Origin of the sequence: Streptomyces sp. NPDC058877 (assembly GCF_042742855.1) — a bacterium.
Taxonomy (GTDB): domain Bacteria; phylum Actinomycetota; class Actinomycetes; order Streptomycetales; family Streptomycetaceae; genus Streptomyces.
In genome coordinates, this window is record NZ_JBHYMF010000371.1 from 1 (window position 1) to 2,093 (window position 2,093).

Annotated in this window: 4 protein-coding genes and 2 pseudogenes; 2 read left to right on the forward strand and 4 right to left on the reverse strand. The window is 71.9% G+C overall.

The features are described 5' to 3' along the window. A pseudogene (locus ACFW2Y_RS35595) lies at window positions 1–156 on the forward strand (IS30 family transposase); the annotation flags it as partial. On the opposite strand, the gene ACFW2Y_RS35600 reads toward ACFW2Y_RS35595, so the two are convergent. The 4 genes and pseudogenes from ACFW2Y_RS35600 to ACFW2Y_RS35615 all read right to left on the reverse strand — a co-directional run. Further along, window positions 104–727, reverse strand: a complete 624-nt coding sequence (locus ACFW2Y_RS35600) for an IS3 family transposase (RefSeq protein WP_384887845.1) — start codon at window positions 725–727, stop codon at window positions 104–106. The pseudogene ACFW2Y_RS35595 and the gene ACFW2Y_RS35600 overlap by 53 nt on opposite strands. 26 nt (window positions 728–753) lie before the next feature. Continuing rightward, the gene (locus ACFW2Y_RS35605; protein WP_384887842.1) at window positions 754–1,062 is read right to left on the reverse strand and encodes a transposase; all 309 of its coding nucleotides are present in this window, start codon (window positions 1,060–1,062) and stop codon (window positions 754–756) included. Next, window positions 1,025–1,765, reverse strand: coding sequence for a hypothetical protein (locus tag ACFW2Y_RS35610; protein WP_384887848.1), 741 nt, complete (start codon window positions 1,763–1,765; stop codon window positions 1,025–1,027). Before ACFW2Y_RS35610 ends, ACFW2Y_RS35605 begins: the two co-directional genes overlap by 38 nt. Further along, a pseudogene (locus tag ACFW2Y_RS35615) lies at window positions 1,687–1,956 on the reverse strand (hypothetical protein); the annotation flags it as partial. The gene ACFW2Y_RS35610 and the pseudogene ACFW2Y_RS35615, both read right to left, overlap by 79 nt. Here ACFW2Y_RS35615 and ACFW2Y_RS35620 point away from each other — a divergent pair. After that, window positions 1,879–2,049 carry a hypothetical protein gene (locus ACFW2Y_RS35620; protein ID WP_384887850.1) on the forward strand — a complete coding sequence of 57 codons (171 nt, stop codon included), beginning with the start codon at window positions 1,879–1,881 and terminating at the stop codon, window positions 2,047–2,049. The pseudogene ACFW2Y_RS35615 and the gene ACFW2Y_RS35620 overlap by 78 nt on opposite strands. Window positions 2,050–2,093: the final 44 nt, after the last annotated feature.

Below are 2,093 nucleotides of genomic sequence, written 5' to 3' on the forward strand. Positions count from 1 at the left end.
ACCGACCTGTCGCGGTGGGATCCCGACGAGCTTCAGGCGGTGGCTCTCGCGCTCAACAGCAGGCCCCGTAAGACCCTCGGCTGGAAGACACCAGCTGAAGCCCTCAACGAGCACCTACTATCGATTCAGGCCCACGGTGTTGCGACGACCGGTTGAGTCCGGGTTGACAGCCGTGATCCGCGTGATGAATGAGCTGTCCGGGCTCGACCTCGCGGGACGCGAGGGCGTACTCGAGCGTGGACAGCACCAGGTCGGCGTCCGCGCGGGCGGAGGTCTCCCAGGCCACCACCCGGCGGGAGAACGCGTCGCGAATCGCGGACAGCCACAACGGGCCCTCGCCGGTGGCGATCATCGTCAGATCGGTGACCCACAGCCGGTTCTGCTGCGCACTCGCGGTGAAGTCGCGCTGGACCAGGTCCGGGGCGAGCGTGGCCTTGGGATCCCGGCGCGTGAAGCCCTTGCGACGTGGGCTGATGCCCGCGATGTCGGCCTCGCGCATCAGGCGCTCGACCCGCTTGCGGCCCACATGGACGCCCTCGCGCTTGAGCACGGCGTGCACGCGCGGCGAGCCGTAGATCCCGCCCGAGTCGGCGTGGATCTCCTTGATCTGCTCGGTCAGTTCCGCGTCCCGGCGCACGCGCTCGCACGGCTCGCGCTCGGCACGACGCCAGCGGTAGTACGTCGAGGAGGCGATGGAAAGTTCCCGAAGTACGCACTCGACCCCCAGGTGCGGGTGCTAGTCAACGAGCTCCGTCACCTGGACCGGGTCGGGTCGAGCTGCGCCGCGAAAAACGCCGAGGCCGTCCGCAGAACCTCGTTCGCCCGCTTGAGCTGGACGTTCTCCTTGCGCAGCGCGGCGAGCTCCGCCCGCTCGTCGGTGGTCAGCCGGTCGTCACGCTCGCCGGCGTCCGCCTCGGCCTGCCGGATCCAGCCGCGCAGGGCCTCGGGGTGCACACCGAGGTCGACGGCGAGCTTCTTGATCTGCGGCTTCGGCTCGGAGGCGCGGTACATCCGCACCGCACGCTCACGCAACTCCAGCGAGTACTTTCTGGGTGCAGCCATGGTCGATGTTCCTCTCATGAGTCCCATCTGACCCTCTGCCAACACACTCCGCATCTCGGGGGAAGCTCACGGACGTCCTCCCCCGCCACCCGGGCCGCGGCCAGGGGCGACGGACCGTGCACGGTGATGGTCGAGGCCTCGGTGACGACGTCGGCACCGAGGCCCCGCGGCGGGCCCACGTGGCTGTCGCGCGCGTGTAGATCCGCTCCTCCGTCCGGGAGACACCGGCGGCCCGGGTGAGGAAGGCGGTCAGCTGGGGCTGCACGTCGGAACAGGTGGCGGATGTGACGGCCGTGTGCACGGGCCGGGGACCCGCCGGGCAGCGCGCGAGCGTCCCGCCATCCGCGTGCGGGAGCAGCTCGACTCCGGCATCGGCGAGCACGGCCACCAGAGCGGCGGGGAACAGGGAGACGGGGACGTCGGCGAGGCGGACGGTGCCGCCCGTGATGCCGACGGCCAGGGCGAGGACGACGGCCTCCAGTCGGTCCGGCGGGACACCGACGGTGCCGCCGGTGATGCGGTCGGTACCGGTGGCGTGCAGGGCGGTGGTTCCCTCCCAGACGATGCCGCCCCTCGTTCGTGGAGCATCGCGGCCGTCGCCAGGACCTCGGGCTCCCTGTTCGGGTGCAGGATGGCGGACGTGCCGGGTGCACGGGCGGCCAGCAGCATCGCGGTGGTTGTGGCCCCCGAGCTCGGCCCCCACTTCTGCGTCAGCACGTCGGCGGTGAACGGTGTAGGCCCCGAGCCGGGCAGGCGGGCTCCGATGCGAGTGCCGGTGACGTCCAGCGTGGCGCCGGCAGCCTCCATGACGACCAGGTGCCGGTGACCCTGCCGGGCGGCGAAGGCGTCGCCGCCCGGCAGGGGGAAGCGGACCTGTCCGGCTCGGGCGCGCAGGCCGGCGGCCATGACGACGGTGGTGCGGATGCGCCGGCCCAGTTCGTCCGGGATGACGGGGCGCCATTCGGAGGCTCGGCCCGCGAGCCCTGACCGGCAACGCCGTAGGCGCCTGCCCCTGCCGGCCGAAGCCGTCG

Excerpts from the sequence above, each read along its gene's own strand:
- ACFW2Y_RS35605 (WP_384887842.1), bottom strand. The coding sequence starts at position 1,062 with ATGGCTGCACCCAGAAAGTACTCGCTGGAGTTGCGTGAGCGTGCGGTG.